The sequence below is a fragment of the Bellilinea sp. genome (assembly GCF_034432615.1).
Taxonomy (GTDB): domain Bacteria; phylum Chloroflexota; class Anaerolineae; order Anaerolineales; family Anaerolineaceae; genus Bellilinea.
Genome location: NZ_DAOUBL010000150.1, coordinates 1 through 16,579, shown reverse-complemented (window position 1 = coordinate 16,579; position 16,579 = coordinate 1). Strand labels below are relative to the sequence as shown.

The 16,579-nt window shown below is 54.5% G+C and carries 15 protein-coding genes and 2 tRNA genes; 7 read left to right on the top strand and 10 right to left on the bottom strand.

Annotated elements, in window-relative coordinates:
- From VAE48_RS07060 to VAE48_RS07040, 5 genes are all read right to left on the bottom strand, one after another.
- Positions 1 to 174: single-stranded DNA-binding protein (locus tag VAE48_RS07060; RefSeq protein WP_322792612.1), on the bottom strand; the 174-nt coding region annotated here is incomplete at its 3' end.
- 4 nt (positions 175 to 178) lie between these two features.
- The gene (locus tag VAE48_RS07055; RefSeq protein WP_322792611.1) at positions 179 to 697 is read right to left on the bottom strand and encodes a hypothetical protein; all 519 of its coding nucleotides are present in this window, start codon (positions 695 to 697) and stop codon (positions 179 to 181) included.
- Between the two features lie 28 nt (positions 698 to 725).
- Positions 726 to 797: transfer RNA gene (locus VAE48_RS07050), tRNA-Met, on the bottom strand.
- 769 nt (positions 798 to 1,566) lie between these two features.
- Complete coding sequence (locus VAE48_RS07045; RefSeq protein WP_322792610.1) at positions 1,567 to 2,019, bottom strand: hypothetical protein; 453 nt, start codon at positions 2,017 to 2,019, stop codon at positions 1,567 to 1,569.
- An 87-nt stretch (positions 2,020 to 2,106) separates the two neighbouring features.
- Positions 2,107 to 2,180 (bottom strand) — tRNA-Arg (locus tag VAE48_RS07040).
- Between the two features lie 192 nt (positions 2,181 to 2,372).
- Between VAE48_RS07040 and VAE48_RS07035 the strand changes: the two genes are divergently transcribed.
- Positions 2,373 to 4,694 (top strand): methyl-accepting chemotaxis protein, encoded by a 2,322-nt coding sequence (locus VAE48_RS07035; protein WP_322792609.1) that lies wholly within the window; start codon positions 2,373 to 2,375, stop codon positions 4,692 to 4,694.
- A 320-nt stretch (positions 4,695 to 5,014) separates the two neighbouring features.
- On the opposite strand, the gene VAE48_RS07030 is transcribed toward VAE48_RS07035, so the two are convergent.
- Positions 5,015 to 5,863: a PilZ domain-containing protein gene (locus VAE48_RS07030; RefSeq protein WP_322792608.1), complete on the bottom strand. Its 849-nt coding sequence runs from the start codon at positions 5,861 to 5,863 to the stop codon at positions 5,015 to 5,017.
- A gap of 29 nt (positions 5,864 to 5,892) precedes the next feature.
- A complete protein-coding gene (locus tag VAE48_RS07025) occupies positions 5,893 to 6,588 on the bottom strand; it encodes a M23 family metallopeptidase (protein WP_322792607.1) in 696 nt (231 codons plus the stop codon).
- 234 nt (positions 6,589 to 6,822) lie between these two features.
- On the opposite strand from VAE48_RS07025, the gene VAE48_RS07020 reads away from it, so the two are divergent.
- The 3 genes from VAE48_RS07020 to VAE48_RS07010 are packed head-to-tail and all read left to right on the top strand — an operon-like array spanning position 6,823 to position 10,387.
- A complete protein-coding gene (locus VAE48_RS07020) occupies positions 6,823 to 8,493 on the top strand; it encodes a tetratricopeptide repeat protein (protein ID WP_322792606.1) in 1,671 nt (556 codons plus the stop codon).
- Positions 8,490 to 9,569, top strand: a complete 1,080-nt coding sequence (locus VAE48_RS07015) for a glycosyltransferase (protein WP_322792605.1) — start codon at positions 8,490 to 8,492, stop codon at positions 9,567 to 9,569. The genes VAE48_RS07020 and VAE48_RS07015 overlap by 4 nt, the downstream gene beginning before the upstream one ends.
- The gene (locus tag VAE48_RS07010) at positions 9,569 to 10,387 is read left to right on the top strand and encodes a formylglycine-generating enzyme family protein (RefSeq protein WP_322792604.1); all 819 of its coding nucleotides are present in this window, start codon (positions 9,569 to 9,571) and stop codon (positions 10,385 to 10,387) included. The genes VAE48_RS07015 and VAE48_RS07010 overlap by 1 nt, the downstream gene beginning before the upstream one ends.
- Positions 10,388 to 10,391: 4 nt before the next feature.
- On the opposite strand, the gene VAE48_RS07005 is transcribed toward VAE48_RS07010, so the two are convergent.
- From VAE48_RS07005 to VAE48_RS06995, 3 genes are read right to left on the bottom strand one after another with little or no spacing between them, the layout of a single operon-like run.
- Positions 10,392 to 12,473: an ATP-binding protein gene (locus VAE48_RS07005; RefSeq protein ID WP_322792603.1), complete on the bottom strand. Its 2,082-nt coding sequence runs from the start codon at positions 12,471 to 12,473 to the stop codon at positions 10,392 to 10,394.
- Between the two features lie 17 nt (positions 12,474 to 12,490).
- A complete protein-coding gene (locus VAE48_RS07000; protein WP_322792602.1) occupies positions 12,491 to 13,255 on the bottom strand; it encodes a response regulator transcription factor in 765 nt (254 codons plus the stop codon).
- A complete protein-coding gene (locus VAE48_RS06995) occupies positions 13,227 to 15,143 on the bottom strand; it encodes a PAS domain S-box protein (RefSeq protein ID WP_322792601.1) in 1,917 nt (638 codons plus the stop codon). The genes VAE48_RS07000 and VAE48_RS06995 overlap by 29 nt, the downstream gene beginning before the upstream one ends.
- A 227-nt stretch (positions 15,144 to 15,370) precedes the next feature.
- Between VAE48_RS06995 and VAE48_RS06990 the strand changes: the two genes are divergently transcribed.
- From VAE48_RS06990 to VAE48_RS17505, 3 genes are all read left to right on the top strand, one after another.
- Complete coding sequence (locus VAE48_RS06990; RefSeq protein ID WP_322792600.1) at positions 15,371 to 15,577, top strand: flagellar FlbD family protein; 207 nt, start codon at positions 15,371 to 15,373, stop codon at positions 15,575 to 15,577.
- Positions 15,578 to 15,589: 12 nt separating this feature from the next.
- Complete coding sequence (locus VAE48_RS06985) at positions 15,590 to 16,417, top strand: motility protein A (RefSeq protein WP_322792599.1); 828 nt, start codon at positions 15,590 to 15,592, stop codon at positions 16,415 to 16,417.
- A 3-nt stretch (positions 16,418 to 16,420) separates the two neighbouring features.
- Positions 16,421 to 16,579: flagellar motor protein MotB (locus VAE48_RS17505; protein WP_416181033.1), on the top strand; the 159-nt coding region annotated here is incomplete at its 3' end.

The following is a 16,579-nucleotide window of genomic DNA, read 5'->3' as shown; positions in this document are numbered from 1 at the left end:
CAGGTACTGGTGGCAGCGTTCGCCCAGTTCCCGCCAGGCGGTCACTTCCACCCACACGGTCTCGTCTTTGCGGGTGGTGACCGCTACCGGAAAGCTGCACACCAATACGCCGTCCGGGGTGTAGCGCGCTTCCGGGTCTTTGCCCAGATTGCCGATCAGTTGTAGTTCAAGCATTCAATCAACTCCTCTCATGTGGTGGAATATGCGCCACCCCGCAGATCGAGAGAAAATCTTCCTCTTCCGGGGTGGGAATTAACTCGTCTGTACCGGTGTGGTACACTGCTCCATTTCGCACCGTATAGTGTGATGGTAGATAGCCTCCGTGTTTTCTGGGGGTCACCAGTTTGTGCGAAAACTCCGCTCCGCCCGTGCGGATGGCAAAAATGACGCCCCATTGGGCAGGGGGCAGCACAATGAAAAGGTCAAGGTTGATACCTTCGGGCAAGGCATATTGCCGGTAGCGCGCACCTCCTTTGATGAGCGTTGCTCCGAGGGGATCGGCAATGTGGATCGGGGCGCTTACTCCAAACAACGCCTCCACCCTTTTTGGCTGAGCCACGATTTCAATGTCGCCCACTTCGGCTTTGCGCCGCCGGATACTCCCGGCGATTTCAACACGCTCGCAGTAAGGTGCAAGCATTGAAAGATATTTCTGCGCAATGTATTCGGCTTGTTCGAGGGGGATTTTGTTTTTCATGCCTTTTGTCTCTAGTCAAAAGTCAGAGAACGGGAAGAGTGATTTGAACCCTCACTCTTTGGCTCATGACGCCAATGCTCTGCCGTTAAGCTACTCCCGCACACAGGTTACCTGGTTGCCCTCGCGCACGTCCGGCTCTTTGAGGGTCTGCCTCGCCTTCGCTGGGTTGGAAATCCAACCCCAACCAGGTAGCCCGTCTCTCCGGGCTGTCACCCTGCCTGTTTCCCGGCGCTCATGTCTCTTGTGCTGGTGGCACTCACCACGTGCAGGGTGCGCCGGGCTTCGCCTGCCTCGCTAGCAAGGTCAGGTTCGCCAGTCCAGCCGGGTGGGAGTTGCACCCACCGCAGGATCGGGGACCATCCCGCCCGATACTACGGCGGCTGGATTTATAAGGAGGAAACACCATGTCAAGGTACTATGCCGGTCTGTCCCGGCTGTCAAGCGTCTCTCCGCTTTGCAGGTTGGTCCCCAGGTTGTTTGCCCAGGGAGTCAATTCAGGCGGGCGGGACTTGAACCCGCCGAACGCACCTGCCGCCTGAACGGAGGAAAGATGAGCCAACACCGCTAAACAAAACACCCTGCCGGGGATTTGCAGGGTGTCTGTTCTCGTGCTATACTTTTCACGGGGTGAGCAGCGCACTCTGCTTGCCTCACCGTGAGCGTGCGACCACACGGCTCACGGAACGCCCCGATCGGGCGCACAACGCCCGGCGGGGCGTTGTGTTTTTCCGAGTGCGTTCCAAGTGAGGCAGTAAGGTATTGGTTTGAAAAGGTGCCATGGGTAGTATAGCATAATTCACTAGATGTTGTCAACAACTTCTAATGATTATGAAACAAAAAAAACGGCATAATGCCGTCTTTTTGAATTCTTAAGCTACTAATGGGCCCGTTTTTGGTTTATAAGGCATCCCGTTTTCATCAAATAGCCACTTTCCCTGTCCTTTACGCTGATGATATATTTCAGCACAATATGCCACGTCTGCTTCGTCAATTAGTTTTCTGTTCTTATCATATCCAAGTGTTCTAATGATTCCACGTTGAACCCAAACAGTAATCGTTGGTCCCGGCACGTTATATTTACGGGCAGCTTCATTTATCCAAATCGGGATTCCTTGTAGATGAGCATGCTTCTTGTACTCAGGTAGATCTTCTTTCCGATTAATTGTCTGATCCCTTACTTCTTCCTCGCTCACGACCATTTCGCCTGCCATCACTCCTGCCCTGATTTTACCTTTCTCAATCAGCGCGCGCAAATGAGCCTCTTCCAGCCCATACTTGCGGGCGGCTTCGGAAAGAGGTAGAAATGTGGGGAGTGTGACCATGTCTCTCCTGTCTTCTCAAAAACACAAAACGCACCCAGGGATCCATCGGGTGCGTTGCGGAGTACAGGGATGGAATCCCTGTGGAAGTGCCCCCGGCAGAACTCGAATCTGCAACCTTTTGCTCCGCAAGCAAACGCTCTGTCCAATTGAGCTACGAGGGCGTGCTGTTAATATACCGCGCCCGCCCCAAATCGTCAAGTGTTGCGCTTGAGCCGAACTCCAATTTTTTTACTTCCACTTTATCTTCTCTTTACCCGTTTTTTATTCAAATTACGCTCAACTTGTTTTACGCTTGGTGTACCAAATACTTTGTTGAAGTGGTAAGAATTTTGATATGTTGCATGGAGAGGATTATGAAACAAATCAAATGGCAAATTCTGAAATCGGATAAAAATCAAACTACCCTCTTGTTCCGTTTGGCGCGTGCCTTTGTGCTGCTGGCGTTTGGCACGGTGCTGCTGGTGGGCCTGATTGCCTATTTTCAATCCCGCTCAACCTTGGAGAAGGAAATTATGGCAAGGTTGGAATCGAATGCTCAATCCACCGCTGTTTACATGGATGAATGGATCCACCAGAGAAAGCATGAAGTGGAAACACTGGCTGGTATCAGTAGCATCCGCTCATTAGATCCAACCACTGCACGCGAAGCGATTCACCAATTTTATAAGCAGTGGGGAAATTACGAAACCCTGTTCGTCACGGGAAAGGATGGAAAGACCATAGCAACCTCCGACGATACCACTGTGGACTTGAGCAGCCGCTCTTACTATATTGCCGTCATGCAGAAGCAGACTGTGGTGGCCGAACCCGTCGTTTCAAAGGCTACCGGCAATCTGGTTTTTGTGGTGGCTGCGCCGATTTATGATCCCAACAATCCTTCCGTGGTGATTGGGATGGTGGGTGGCACTTTGCCTACCACTACGTTTGCCGAAGTTCTTTCCAATGTCTGGCTTGGGCAGACCGGGGATGCCTATTTAATCAACAAAGCTGGCTACCTGATCACTCCGCCGCGTTTCAGAGATGACCTGAAGAAAGCCGGTCTTTTCAAAGAACGCCCGGAATTGGAGGTGAAGGTAGAAACGGTTAGCGCTGACCGGGTGTTGAGCGGCGAAAAGGGGGTAGATCGTTATTCCAACTATCGTGACGTGGCCGTACTGGGGGCTTATCTGCCGCTTAAAGAAACCGGATGGGGTTTAATCATTGAGCAGGATGTCGCCGAAGCCGACGCGCCGGTCAATCAGCTGCGCAATATCATCCTGCTGGTGGGCATTGCCGTTCTGGCGGTTGGCGCAACGGTTGGGAATGTGCTGGCACGCAACCTGGCCAACCCGATCAAAGCCATGGCAAGAACCGCACAGGGATTGGCGCATGGTGATATTCAACAGGAAGTTGCTTTTACCAGCCGCGATGAGGTCGGCATTTTAGCCGATTCGTTCCGTGCGCTGATCGCTTATCAGAAGGAAATGGCGCAGGCAGCCGAAAAAATTGCCGCCGGTGATTTGACGGTTCAGGTTCAGCCGGTTTCCGAAAAGGATGTCTTGGGGCAGTCCTTTGCCAAAATGATCACCAAATTGCGCCAGCAGGTGGAGCATTTGCAAACCAGCGCGCTCAGCCTGAAAGCAGCCGCCGGGCAGCTGGCAGCCGCATCCAGCCAGGCCGGGCAGGCCACCACCCAAATTGCCGCTACAGTTCAACAGGTGGCAGCCGGTGTCGGTCAGCAAACCGAATCGGTCAGCCGCACGGCGAGTGTCATGGATCAAATGGCGCACACCATTGACGGTGTGGCACGCGGTGCGCAGGAACAGGCTCAGGCGGCTGCCCGCGCGACACAACTGTCTGCCCAGTTGCATCGGGCTATTCAACAGGTGGCTGAAATTGCCCGTTCCGTTTCTCAGGGCGCGGCCGCCGCATCGCAGGCAGCTGCCCATGGACAGGATACCGTTCGTCATACCGTTCAGGGAATGCAGTCCATCCGCGAGAAAGTAGATCTCTCGGCTGAAAAGATTGCCGAAATGAGCAACCGCTCCAATCAGATTGGCGTGATTGTGGAAACCATCGAAGACATTGCCTCACAAACCAATCTGCTGGCGCTGAACGCTGCCATCGAGGCGGCCCGCGCCGGCGAGCACGGTAAGGGCTTTGCCGTGGTGGCCGATGAGGTGCGCAAACTGGCGGAACGCTCGGCAAACGCTACCCGCGAAATTGGCGCATTGATCAAAGCCATTCAGACTTCGGTCAATGAAACGGTCAACGCCATGCTGGAAAGCGCGCAGGAAGTTGAAAAAGGTGTGGAATCGGCCGGAGAAGCCGGTAATTCTCTCCAGCAAATCCTGCAAACCGTAGAGCAGGTCAATCAGCAGGCCCAGCAGGCTGCACGCGCCGCGGCTGAAATGGAAAGGGCTGCCAACGAAATGATCGCTGCGGTGGATTCGGTTTCGGCAGTCATTGAAGAAAACACGGCGGCTACCGAGCAGATGTCGGCCAGTTCTTCGGAAGTGACCATGTCCATCGAAACGATTGCCAGCGTCAGCGAACAGAACAGTGCCGCCATTGAAGAGGTTTCGGCTTCGGCGGAAGAGATGAGCGCACAGGTCGAAGAAGTTTCGGCATCGGCGCATTCGCTTTCCGAGATGGCCGAAGTGTTGGAAAAGGTGGTCGTGCAGTTCAAACTGTAAAATTTGGTTGCCAAATCCCAAAAGGATGGGTGCTTTGCGGTACATTCGCGCCGCAAAGCATCCTTAACTTTCTGAAAGGGAGACCGATATAAAAAAGGCAGACTTTGCTTGCCCGTAAACCTCAGTTTGGAATAATTTACTTCTCAATCGAAAATAAGAATTTTCAACCCCCACCGTACCTCCCCCAAAACCGCTGAAACGGTTTTGGAGGAGGCAGGAGGGGGCAACTATATTCCCAACCCGTTTTTTCACCTGGGTTGAACTCACGCTGGTGAACTTATTTGTTCACGACTCAACAGGTTGAAAAGGTTTTTCCTGCCTTAACTGCCCAGCCGGGCGATTCCTTCGTAAAGCATGTTCAATTCCCGAATCAATTCTGCCTGACGTTGAGCCATGTATTGATAGAGAGTCAACCGGCCGCTTTCATCCAGCGTGCTGATCAGCACCCCCAGCCGGTAGCGGTTCGCCCCCAGTTCGGGGCGTACATTGCGGATAATTCCGCGCAGGTTCAAATTGCCGGAAGAAGTAGCAAGCGGCAGAGAACCAGTCATTTTGACCGGCTGGCTGCTTTGCGGTAGCCCGCGGATACTCTCCCGGCTGAAGCGTTCCTCCATAGGGGTGCGACCGGAAAGAGGCGCCGTATGGGGGGTGGTTTTGTGGTTAATCGGCAGGCTGAAGCGCACTTGAATCTCACCCCCAACCGGATAAAGGCGCGGGTGATACAGGCTGCGCTCCAGATAAATCCCCAAACCCTGTGTGGAAAGGTCTTTGATGGCGGCGTTGACTTCCTGATAGCCGGATCTGGCGCGTAGAAAGACCTGTACCGGCACTTCCGGCTCGACCCGAATCTGAGCGCGGTGAACGAACGGCCGCGGTATTGGCTCAAAGTTCCCCACTAGGGCTTTGCGGCTGGCCAGTTGAATGCCGATCACCTGCCCCGATAGGGTCAACTGCAGCGCTTCCAACTCCACAACGGTGTTATGGGTCAGGTACAGGCAGGCAATTTGATTTTTATGCGTTCCGACCAGAATCCCCCCTTCTTCAACGCGTTCAATCCACCCGTCGTTGATGACCGGCATCCCGCGGTAATGGTTCAACAGGCGGATGGGGATGCGGCGGTTGGCATATTCCCAAAATATGGGGATCAGGTTTTGGGGAGGTGGATTCATGCAGTCATCCTCTGCGGGGGCAAAGTTGATTACCAGCGCGGCGGTCGGTTAAGGGTCAGGTCGGTTGGGTCAATCGCCTTGTGGTTGATGCGGATTTCGTAATGCAGGTGCGGTCCGGTGGAGTTTCCGGTATTGCCCGAAAGGCCGATCACCGTACCGGCAGCCACCTGCTGACCGACGCTGACCGGAATGCTGGAGAGATGAGCGTAATAGGTGCGGTAGGGCCCGTTTTCAACGATCACCAGATTGCCATAGCCCTGATCGTTCCAGCCGGCGTAGATCACTCGCCCATCCATGGTTGAACGCACGGGCGTTCCCACCGGCACGCCAAAGTCGAGCCCGTTATGATGGGCGTGGTATGCCTGGGTCAACCGTCCGCCAACCGGTCGCCCCCACGGCACGGGGGAGGGTTCGCCTGCTGCCAGGGGAGCAAACATGGACCCGCCGTTCAGGAGGTTGGCTGCCCCCACACTGCCAGCCGCGCTGTTCTGTTCAGCCTGGCGGGCAATTAACTGCTCCAGCAGCATCAGCAGCAGCGGCGGGAGTAAATCACCGCCGGCTGTCGGGCTGCTGCCCAGTCCGCCGCCGGAAAGCATCAGGGCTGCCAGCAGGTTCTGAAATTCACTGTTTTGAGCCGGGGCGGCGGAGGAGGTCAGCACAGGGGCTTGCGCCGCCCTGCCCGCCGGATAAAGCGGCAAAAGTGGAGAAAACAGAGAATCACTCATGACGCGTTCAGTTTAACGGATTGGCAAAGTTTCGTCTGTAAATTGGACGTTAAAAATGGGTCATCCCTGCATAAAAAATGGGGTTATGGTTCAGGGTTTTCGGCCTTTATCCATTCTTTACGGGATTTTCAGCAAGCTTTTATTGGCATTTTCTGCCTCGATGATTAAGATGAGAAAGCAGATTAATGTGCCGGATAAATGGGTATTGATTCAAGGAAAGGTTCAGGAAACGAGATGGTGGATTCTCTGCCTGTGGTCAGCGCCCCGGATTTGAAGATTCGCAAAACGCTGGGGCGTACCTGTTTAGACGAGAATCGGTTGGAAGAAGCCGCGCAATTGTTCAGCGCGATCTTGCAGGATTATCCCGACGATGTTGATTCATTGGTAGCGATGGGTAATCTCTATCTGGCTGCCGGACAGGGCGAGCAGGCGCGCCGCTTTTACGAACGCGCATTGTGGCTTGACCCGCACAACGAGGAACTGCGCCGCCAGATTGAAAAGGCGTGGAGCGAATCCTGGAACCTGCAAAATGAGCCCTTACCCAATGATCCGGCTTCGGTGGGGCAGCTGCTGCAACGCCTGACCGGGCGGCAGAAGGAGATTGGCGAGGAGGAATTGAACCGAGCCGCCGGCATTCTCTACCGCATCCTCCACGCCGAGAATCCTGCTCAGGAAATTGCTGCGCGCCTGGATGAGATGGATGAAATCCTGCCGGCTTTGCTGGAAATCAACATCCGTCAGGCACAGGCGGATGGCAATGCCGAAGTAGAGCAGGCGCTGCGCGCTTTGCAATCCACCCTGCAGGCTCACATGGTAGAGCGGGCTGCCAGCCAGCCCGAGGGGGAGGAGATTGCCGTTCCTTTTGGGCAGTGGAAGGTGCTGCTGCTGGAAAGTGAAGCATTCGGGCGGGCGAATCGCATCGCGCTGCTGGAGGCAGCGCTTCAGCAGGCCGGCGCGCAGGTTGAACGCAGCCTGCCGGATTGTCTGCAATCGGGTGAATTGCCGGATTTGATGATTGCAGCGAACCCGCACCTGAAACCGGAAAACATGGAAGGCATTGCCCGCCTGACCGGTATGGGTGTGCCGCTGCTGGTGGATTTGGAAACCGATTTTGAACAACTGCCGGTCACTCACCCTTCCTATGCTTCGTTTGGTCTGGGAACTCCAGCCCGCGGCAAGGCTTACGCATCCGCTCTGCTGTTGGCTGACTGCATCACCGTCCCCTCGCCCTTACAGGCTGAATCGCTGCGCAGTGCCGGCAGGCCGGCGGTGTATGTGCCGGATGGCTGGATGCGCACCAATTTCCTCTGGCTGCAGGAAGGTGAGCAGCGAGAGGCTGTTCATCTCGGCTGGGTGGCCAATCCCAGTCAGAGTGAGGATCTGGCGTCCATCCGCAGGGCGGTTATCCGGGTGATGCGCGAGTTTCCACAAACCCGCCTGGTTGTCATTGGGGATTATCAGGCCTATCATCTCTTTGATATTCTGCCGGAAAACCGGCGGATGTATTTGCCGATGACCGGCGTTGAGGAATTTCCCTATCTGCTGGAGCAGGTGGATATTCTCCTGATTCCGCTGCGCAACCACCCTTATAACGATTCGATTTCCGATCAAATTTTGGTGGAAGCGGGCATCAAAGCCATACCCTGGGTAGGCAGCCCGGTTGTGCCGTTCAGCCGCTGGATGGCGGGGGGAAGACTGGCCGGCTGCATTGATGAATGGCATCTGCACCTGCGGGAACTGGTCATGGATGCCGATCACCGTCAATCCATGGGTATGCTGGGACGAAAGATGGCGCTCAGCCGCGAGGCGAGCGAAGTCACCCTGCTGTGGCTGCGTACGCTGGAAAAAACCATTCGCTCCGCCAAAACAGCAAAACTGACAGAAGCGGGGAGGCCGACGGCGTGAAGATTACTTTTGTCCACTCCACCCTGACGGAGGATCAATACCGTGTGCATATCCGCTGCCATAATCCGGCCGCAGCTCTGCAGGCCAGCGGCCGTCATATCGTTCATTTTCTGCCTTTGGAGGAATTCTTTCACAACAGCCCGGCGGCTGTTGAAGGGTGTGCCTCTGCGGATGTGATCATCCTGCACCGTTATCTGTTTGAAAACACGCTGGCAGGCGTTGCCCGCTGGCGGGCGCGCGGTAAAAAAGTGCTGGTGGATATTGACCTGAGTGTTGAATATCTCGCAGCAGATCGTCCCGGGTTTTCTTTCTGGCGAAAAGGTATTTTGCCCCTGCCGTTCAAAAACGGCTCACGCCCGGTTTTTCCATCCCCTGCCGAGCAGTTGAAATGGTTGTTCAAAATGGTGGACGGCATCCTCGTGCCCACCCCCCAGTTAGCCCGCGATTGCTTCCCTCACGGGCGGGTACAATTGCTGGCGGATTATTTGAATACCAACGAATATCTGGTTGTGCCGTCCCAAAAAAGAGCCGATTCGGTGTGGCTTGGATTGAATGCCAGCGGTCAGGCGTTCAGTTCGCTCAAAGGCAGCGGTGTTTTGGAAGGGATTGAGCAGGTGCTTCACCAATCGGAGCGGTTGAATCTGCTCTTTGCCGGTGCAGACCCATCTGCCGCCCGCTGGTTGAGCCGCTTGCCGGCCGAACGGGTGGAGGTGTTGCCGGTATTATCTGCGGAAGGCCTGCCGGCGGCGTTAAGTAAAGTGGATATTGGTCTGCTGCCGGCTGTTGGTGAGTTTGATCTGCGCCAGAGTCCGCTGCCGGCGGTGGAATATATGGCCATGAAAATTCCGTGGATCGCCAGCAATCAGCCTCCCTTTCAGGGGCTGGCTGAATATGGTCACCTGGTGGGCAACTCACCAGCAGAGTGGGCTGAGGCGATTGGTTGGCTGGCAGAAAATATTGAAGCAGCCCGGCAGCGGGCAGCGGGTGCACCCTATCTTTACGCCCTCAGTCAGGACGCGGCTGAAAACATCGAAAAAATTGAGCGGGCAATTTGCGGTTTTGAGGAGGCAGGTTAATGGCAGCGCAGCATTCACTTCCAAAAGATCAAAACTGGGCAAAGGCGGCTGCCAACCGGGTGCGGCTGCCGATCATGATTCCAATTCCGGCGGGTGAGTTTTTGATGGGCACCAGCGACGAAGACATCAAACGCCTCCAGGTCAAAGAATCGGACTGGGCGTATGAGTGGTACGACAACGATCTTTTCGATGCCGAACAGCCCCAGCATGTGGTCTGGCTTGAGGCGTTTGAAATTGCTCAATATCCGGTAACCAACATGGAGTATCATCTGTTTATTCAGGATACCGGTTATCGCCTGCCCAAAGGCTGGAATGGTTTTCGTTATCCGCTGGAACAGGCGCTGCATCCGATTGTGGGGGTCTCGAAACTGGATGCAATGGCATACATTGAATGGCTGAACAGGCTGACCGGCTCCAATTACCGTCTGCCAACCGAAGCAGAGTGGGAACGGGCAGCGCGCGGCGATGATGGGCGTATCTATCCATGGGGCAACACCTTTGACCCCTGGCGCTGTAACACGGCGGAAAGCGCCAAAAAAGGCACCACTCCGGTTGGTTCCTACTCGCCGGGGGGAGACAGTCCCTGCGGTGCGGCGGACATGGTGGGGAATGTGTGGGAATGGACCAGCACCATTTACATGCCTTATCCGTATGATCCGGCGGACGGCCGCGAAGAACAGCGAACCGATGAGCGCTATGTCATTCGGGGTGGAGCCTGGTATTACACCCGTAAACTGGCGCGCTGCTCGGCGAGGGAAGGTATGGCGGCAACCCATAGCTCGCCGCTGATCGGTTTCCGACTGGCGCGCAGTATTTGAGCTGCTATCCGCGCGGAATATCCGGCAGAGTGATGGTGATTTTGACGCCCTGCCCCAGCTGGCTTTCGATGCGGATCTCGCCCTGATGCTCTTTGATGACCCGCTGAGTGATCGCCAGTCCCAAACCCGTGCCGCGCCCGGCGGCTTTGGTGGTGAAGAACGGTTCAAAAATCCGTGAGAGATATTCCTGGGGAATGCCCTTGCCGTTATCTTCAAAGGTCACGATGAAGTTACGCTCGGCGTAGCGGGTTGTAATGACAATCCGCCCGTTTTCCTTGTCCATTGCATCCATGCTGTTGACCAGCAGATTGATCCAGATACTTTGCAGGTGATTTTTACTGGCGATCAATGAGGGCATGTCTTCCTGCAAGTCGGTGACCACTTCAATTGAACGACGCACCAGGTCGTGATGTACCAGCGCCAGTGCGGAGCGGACGCTCTCGTTGAGCGAAAGCGGCTCAAATTCGTATTTATTTTCCTTGCGGGAAATGCCCAGCAGCCCGCTGACCACATTGGCAGCCCGCAAACCGGCAGTTTCAATCAATTGCAGCGTTTCCATGAAGTCAGCCGAATCGCTGAGCAATTCTCGCTTCAGCAGCTGGGTGTTGGCAATGATGGCTGCCAGGGGGTTGTTAATCTCATGGGCAATGCCGGCAGCCAGTTGCCCCACAGCGGCCATCTTTTCGGATTGAATCAGGTTAGCTTCCAGGCTGCGCTTTTCGGTGACATCCTGCTCGAAGACAATCACCTGATGCGGCAGGTTGTTTTTTTCCTGGATGGGGTAGGTGGTGATTTCCCAGTCAATGAAACGATCCCCTTCCAGCCACTCGTGAACCGGGCGGGTGGTTGAAACCGCCTGCGTGAAAGTTTCCAAAACCCGGCAGTCGGGGCAGATTTCGCTGCGGTTGTACAGGGCTTCGTAACATTTCTTGCCGACCAGTTGCCGCGGCTCGCTGCGGGCACGCTGGCTGCGCGGGAGATTGATGGCCACAATGCGGTATGAACGGTCAATAATGTAAATAGAAGAAGGAATGCTATCGAACAGGGTGCGCAGGGTATTGCGGGATTTGGTGATTTCCCACAGGCGCGCTTCCATTTCGGCGCTGGTGATTTTGAGGCGGGTTGCCTGCTGTTCTTTGATCATCCATGTTGTCAGCGAATTGATCAACACCAGAAACGCCGAATGAATCAGCGGGTTGCGCAGGTCATGCTGAGGGTTGATGATCTGCAACACCCCAAGGCTCATGTTTTCGGCCAGCAGCGGAGCGCAAATCAGGTTTTCAACCGGCAGATCCGGCAGGCGGTCAATTTCGGGATGAAAAGCCATGTGACCGTTATCTTTACTCTGTAAAATTTGCCGGCTTTCCAGCGCCCGGCGGGTCAGGCTTTCTTCCAGCCGCAGGCTGATTTGCCCGCTCCAGGCCCTGCCCACGCCCAGCCTTCGCTTGATGGCCAGCCCAGGGTTGACATGATCGGTGAGGATCAACGCGGCATCATCGGCATTCATTAAATTCCGGGCAGCGGCGGTGAACTGAGCCGTAACTTGCTGAAAATCCCACACGGAGGAGTTCAGGTGAATTTCATTGAGGAATTGATGAACCTCTAAAACCAGCCGATCCGCTTCAGCCGGACCTTGACCGTGTTCATTTGCCAGTACGCGCGCAAAAGGCTCAATCTGTTCCTTCCAGAGAGCAACATCCCGTTCGTTGAGCGGCGGGGCGGTGAGGATGAAAACGCCGAACATTTCCCCTTCCCATTGAATCGGCAACACTGCGCCAATGTCGTGGTTGGGTGATTGCAGGATGGCTTCTCTGCTGCGCATGGCTTTTTGAATCAGAAATGGGAGCACACCGCTTTGCAGGTGAAGTTGTTGTTCCCACGAGGGCGGACAATGTCCACCAATCCAGATTTGCTCGGGACTCGCCAGCCAGATGGCCGCACCGCGTTCTTGCTGGTCAGGCAGCAGCAGGTTTAGCGCCTGACTCAGACGGTTTTTCAGCGGCGCAGGGCTGCTTAATGCCTGATAAACTTTCGCAATTTTTTCCCAGCCGACGGAGGTTTCGACCGATAAATGTTCTGGCTGCATAACGATAAAATTCCCCGCTATCCTTCCTCAGGAAGTGGAATGGTATAACCGTAGCCCGGCACGGTTTGAATAAAAACTGGATTTTTGGGGTCTAATTCAATTCGTTCTCTCAGATTTTTAATGTGAACCCGCACCAGATCGGGACTGCCGGCATCCGTGGGGTAGTCCCATACTTCATCCAGCAGGCGGTTGGGTGAGAAGATTTCGCCTGGATGGGTCATCAGATGATACAGCAGGTCATACTGCACCGGGGTGAGGCGGAATTTGCCGGTTTGTGGACTGTAAAATTCAAATGTGCGGGTGTTGAGGGTGTACTCACCGATTCGGATGATTCTTTCGGGAAGTTCCTTCTTGGGGCTGCTTTCTTCTGTGGAAGTGGTTAGGGGCTGGCTTTCCTGTTTCATGCGCTGGGTGCGGCGCAAAATGGCTTTGATGCGCAGCAACAGCTCATCCACATTGAACGGCTTGCCGAGGTAATCGTCCGCTCCGGCTGCCAGCCCGGTGATTTTGTCATCGTCCTTGGTCTTTGCAGTCAAAAACAGGATGGGCACTTCCGCAAGCAGGGCATCTTTACGCATTTCTTTGCAGACAGTGTAACCATCCATGCCCGGCATGATCACATCCAGAATCACCAGATCGGGCACATCCCGGCGGGCGGCTTGCAGGCCCTCCACGCCGCTGCCGGCAATCGTAACGCGGTATTCTCCACCGCGCAAGCAGCGTTCAATGGTGCGGGCAACGATGTCGTCATCTTCAATTATTAAAATCTTCTTCCCGTCCATTTCCATCCACTCCTGAAGGCAAGCAAATTGTAAAGGTCGTTCTTCCCTCTCGGCTGCTGACTTGAATTGAACCGTCGTGTTGCCGCACAATTTCCCGGCACAGGCTTAATTCAATTCCATTTCCCCGTCCAACACCGCGCGGGATCAGTTGGGGTTCAAACAAGGTTTCCATCTGTTCGGGGGAGATGGGCTGTCCATCATCGCTGATGGTCACCTGAATGTCCCCCTCTGCGCTGCGCGATTCGATCCAGATATTGCGGGGTGATTGGTCAGGATCGGAAGGATGTTCCGCCAGAAGCAAATTAACCCACAAATCCACCAGACGTTGTTCAAACCCCAAAATCACCGGGGAAGGTTCGCTGAGATTGAGATGCAGATCAATTTGAGCGGAACGCAAATGAGAGCCCGCCAGTAAAATTGCTTTATTAATTGTATCATTAATAGCCACAATTTGACGGCTGCTGATGGAAGGCTGCGAAAACTTCATCAGCAGATCAATCACTTCCTGCATGCGCCAGCCGGCGGAAAGGATGGCTTTCAACGATTCGGAATGGTCATCCTCCGGCGGCAGACTGCGCAGCAACAACTGGGTGTCGGCGATGATGGTGGTCAGCGGATTGCTGATCTGGTGGGCAACGCTGGCCGCCAGTTGACCGATGGACGCCATGCGGGCGGTTTGAGTGACATATACCTGAGAAGCGCTCAGTTTTTCTTCCATCTCTTTGCGGGCGGTGATGTCCTCGCACACACCGATAATTTCGACCGGGTTGCCAACGCCATCCAGCGAGAAGATGGTTTCGACATTGCGCAGCCAGCGCCACTGGTCAGCCGAATCCGGCAAGCGGTATTCGATGGTCAATGCCTGAGTTGGAGGGGTTTTGAGGATATTTCTGTAATGCAGCCGAACCCGTTCCCGGTCTTCGGGATGTACTTTTTCCACAATTTTGTGGAAGGCAGCTGCCTCCACCTCCTCGATTGCATATCCCAGTAATTCCTTGACCTTGGGGCTGATGTAGCGCAGTTGATTTTCGCGCAGGTTAATAATATAGATGATGTGCGGGATGGTTTCCAGAATGCGTTTGATGAAGTGCTGGCTCTGAGCCAGGGATTCCTGCTCCTGCTTTGCCAGGGTAATATCGCGCACCACATCCATGGTGCCAATCAACTGCCGGCCGTCCTCACCACCGTACAGCCGGCTGATTTGAGAACTGACCCAGATCACGCCGCGCTGGGGGTGGCGGAAGCGGCGCTCACCCAGCAGAGTCACATTTTCATCGGCGGCGCTGCGGCGCTGCGGCTGCTCGAAAAGCGAAAAGTATGCCTCAAAAACCGGTTTACCCAGCATGTACTCGGCGGAGTAACCGAATAACCGTTCTGCTGCCTGATTCCAGTAGGTGATGATGTTGTTCAAGTCCCAGCTGATGATGGCATCGCGCGCGTTGTTGAGCAGCATCGCCTGATATTCGACTTTTCGCTGGGCTTCGTGAATGGCTTGCTGAATGGCACGCCGCTGGATGGCTTTCTCAATCAGAGCTGGCAGCATTTCAAAGGATAGTTCGGTTTTGACCAGATAGTCCATTGCGCCGGCCTGGATTGCCCGTGCTGCGATGGTTTCACTGCCTTCGCCGGTCATCATGATGACCGGTAAATTGCGGTAACAGGGATTCTGGTATAGTCGTTCCAGTATTTCAATGCCGTTACTGCCGGGAAGTTTGTAATCCAAAAACAGCACATCAAAATTGCTGCTTTCCAACGATCCCCACAGATCATCAGGGTGATCGAGGTGAATCACCTCACACTGGCAGGTGTGTGCGATAAAATCGCGCAACATTTCCCCCAGTGCGCCGTCATCGTCCAGGATGAGAACCCGTTTGTCGGCGTGCGGCATTCGTGACCTTCTTTCCATATTCTTGCACGAGTATTATACATGCTGAAAGGTCACCTTCACAATGCCGGGTAGTTAATGAAACTGAAAGGTGGGGGGAATTTTTTAGCCTTTCTTTACACCGCTTTCACGCCGCCTTTATGTGATTGAAGTGGGGGATATGTTAGATTCTTGCGTGGGAGAATTGATTAACACCTCTTCGATTGTAAATTTTTGGAAAGGGTATTGCTGTGATTTTGCTGACTCGCCTGAATGGAACACAATTTTTTCTCAATCCGGAGTTGATTCAGAGTGTAGAAAAAACTCCGGATACGGTAATCACCCTGTTGAATGAGAAAAAACTGGTTGTGCGTGAATCTCCCGAATTGGTTTGCGAACGTTACATCGAATATCGTCAGCGCATTTCACAGCCTTTGTTTGTAAAACAGGACAGATAGTGAGGTAAAGCAATGGATCTGGCAACAATCATCGGTCTGATCGGCGCCGTCATTGTGGTGGTGGTCGTCATGATTCTGGATGGCGGCACGCCGGCTGAATTATTTGCCCACCCCTCAGCCATCATGATTACAGCACTGGGCGCCATCATGGCAACCACCATCACCACATCCCTCAAAATCGTCACCAAACTGCCGCTACTAATCAGCAAGGCGGTCATGGGCACTAAATTCGATGAGCACGAGTTGATCGAATTGCTGGTCAAAATGGCAGACCGCGCCCGGCGGGATGGCCTTCTGGCCCTGGAAGAGGACAGCAAGAAGATTACCGATAAATTTTTACAAAAAGGCATCATGATGGTGGTGGACGGCGTGGATCCGGCGCAGGTGCGTTCCATCATGGAAATCAACATTCAGCAGATGCAGGCGCGCCACCGCGCCGGGTACAGCTTCTTCACCGCTGCCGGCGGTTTTGCGCCAACCTTCGGCATCATCGGTACGGTCATGGGGCTGATTTCGGTGCTGCAATCGCTGGATGATCCCAACAAACTGGCAAAATCCATTGCGGGCGCGTTTTTGGCCACCCTGTGGGGCCTGTTGAGCGCGAACCTGATTTTTCTGCCGATTGGCGCCAAACTCAAAGCCAAAAGCGATGAAGAGGCTCACCTGCGTTACATGCTGCTGGAGGGAATTCTCTCCATTCAGGCCGGTGAGAACCCGCGCATCGTGCGCGAGAAATTGAATGCCTACCTGCCACCCTCGGCGGTCAAAGGTGAGGATGAGAAAGGGGCTGAAAAGCCCGCCAAGAAAGCGGCAGCAGCCGCAAAGGAAGCAGGAGCGTAAGCCATGGCACACGGTGGCGGCGGTGAAGGCGGCGAAAACAGCGAGCGCTGGTTGGTCAGTTATGCAGATTTCATTACGCTGTTGATGGTATTGTTTGTGGTGCTATACTCCATGGGTCAGATTGATGTGGAAAAGTACAAGCGGCTGGCGGAGAGCATGCGG

Excerpts from the sequence above, each read along its gene's own strand:
- VAE48_RS07055 (WP_322792611.1), bottom strand. The coding sequence starts at position 697 with ATGAAAAACAAAATCCCCCTCGAACAAGCCGAATACATTGCGCAGAAA.
- VAE48_RS07045 (WP_322792610.1), bottom strand. The coding sequence starts at position 2,019 with ATGGTCACACTCCCCACATTTCTACCTCTTTCCGAAGCCGCCCGCAAG.
- VAE48_RS07035 (WP_322792609.1), top strand. The coding sequence starts at position 2,373 with ATGAAACAAATCAAATGGCAAATTCTGAAATCGGATAAAAATCAAACT.
- VAE48_RS07030 (WP_322792608.1), bottom strand. The coding sequence starts at position 5,863 with ATGAATCCACCTCCCCAAAACCTGATCCCCATATTTTGGGAATATGCC.
- VAE48_RS07025 (WP_322792607.1), bottom strand. The coding sequence starts at position 6,588 with ATGAGTGATTCTCTGTTTTCTCCACTTTTGCCGCTTTATCCGGCGGGC.
- VAE48_RS07020 (WP_322792606.1), top strand. The coding sequence starts at position 6,823 with ATGGTGGATTCTCTGCCTGTGGTCAGCGCCCCGGATTTGAAGATTCGC.
- VAE48_RS07010 (WP_322792604.1), top strand. The coding sequence starts at position 9,569 with ATGGCAGCGCAGCATTCACTTCCAAAAGATCAAAACTGGGCAAAGGCG.
- VAE48_RS07005 (WP_322792603.1), bottom strand. The coding sequence starts at position 12,473 with ATGCAGCCAGAACATTTATCGGTCGAAACCTCCGTCGGCTGGGAAAAA.
- VAE48_RS07000 (WP_322792602.1), bottom strand. The coding sequence starts at position 13,255 with ATGGACGGGAAGAAGATTTTAATAATTGAAGATGACGACATCGTTGCC.
- VAE48_RS06995 (WP_322792601.1), bottom strand. The coding sequence starts at position 15,143 with ATGCCGCACGCCGACAAACGGGTTCTCATCCTGGACGATGACGGCGCA.
- VAE48_RS06985 (WP_322792599.1), top strand. The coding sequence starts at position 15,590 with ATGGATCTGGCAACAATCATCGGTCTGATCGGCGCCGTCATTGTGGTG.